The sequence below is a fragment of the Buttiauxella sp. JUb87 genome (assembly GCF_004361975.1).
Lineage (GTDB): Bacteria > Pseudomonadota > Gammaproteobacteria > Enterobacterales > Enterobacteriaceae > Buttiauxella > Buttiauxella ferragutiae.
The window spans coordinates 1-1,320 of the sequence record NZ_SNVY01000023.1 but is presented as its reverse complement, the minus strand read 5'-3'; the positions used below and the strand labels follow the sequence as shown (position 1 = coordinate 1,320).

General features: G+C 50.9%; 1 rRNA gene (only partly in view). It reads right to left on the bottom strand.

From position 1 onward, the window contains the following. Positions 1–1,172 (bottom strand): 23S ribosomal RNA (locus tag EC843_RS24415); it reaches 1,269 nt to the left of the window's first position. Between the last annotated feature and the right edge of the window lie 148 nt (positions 1,173–1,320).

The window sequence follows — 1,320 nt, the reverse complement described above, 5'->3', positions numbered from 1 at the left end:
GCGTCGCTGCCGCAGCTTCGGTGCATGGTTTAGCCCCGTTACATCTTCCGCGCAGGCCGACTCGACCAGTGAGCTATTACGCTTTCTTTAAATGATGGCTGCTTCTAAGCCAACATCCTGGCTGTCTGTGCCTTCCCACATCGTTTCCCACTTAACCATGACTTTGGGACCTTAGCTGGCGGTCTGGGTTGTTTCCCTCTTCACGACGGACGTTAGCACCCGCCGTGTGTCTCCCGTGATAACATTCTTCGGTATTCGGAGTTTGCATCGGGTTGGTAAGCCGGGATGGCCCCCTAGCCGAAACAGTGCTCTACCCCCGAAGATGAGTTCACGAGGCGCTACCTAAATAGCTTTCGGGGAGAACCAGCTATCTCCCGGTTTGATTGGCCTTTCACCCCCAGCCACAAGTCATCCGCTAATTTTTCAACATTAGTCGGTTCGGTCCTCCAGTTAGTGTTACCCAACCTTCAACCTGCCCATGGCTAGATCACCGGGTTTCGGGTCTATACCCTGCAACTTAACGCCCAGTTAAGACTCGGTTTCCCTGCGGCTCCCCTATACGGTTAACCTTGCTACAGAATATAAGTCGCTGACCCATTATACAAAAGGTACGCAGTCACCCCATAAAAGAGGCTCCCACTGCTTGTACGTACACGGTTTCAGGTTCTGTTTCACTCCCCTCGCCGGGGTTCTTTTCGCCTTTCCCTCACGGTACTGGTTCACTATCGGTCAGTCAGGAGTATTTAGCCTTGGAGGATGGTCCCCCCATATTCAGACAGGATACCACGTGTCCCGCCCTACTCTTCGAGTTCACAGCATGTGCATTTTTGTGTACGGGAGTATCACCCTGTACCCTGCGACTTTCCAGACGCTTCCACTAATACACAAACTGATTCAGACTCTGGGCTGCTCCCCGTTCGCTCGCCGCTACTGGGGGAATCTCGGTTGATTTCTTTTCCTCGGGGTACTTAGATGTTTCAGTTCCCCCGGTTCGCTTCGTTAAGCTATGTATTCACTTAACGATAGTGCAACGAATTGCACTGGGTTTCCCCATTCGGAAATCGTCGGTTATAACGGTTCATATCACCTTACCGACGCTTATCGCAGATTAGCACGTCCTTCATCGCCTCTGACTGCCAGGGCATCCACCGTGTACGCTTAGTCGCTTAACCTCACAACCCGAAGATGTCTCGTAAGACACAATCGTATGTTGCGAAAATTTGAGAGACTCGAACATATCGTATTCCCATTCCTTATTACGGAGGAATGAGACGACATGTCGTTTCAATTTTCAGCTTGTTCCGGATTTTTAAAGAGCAA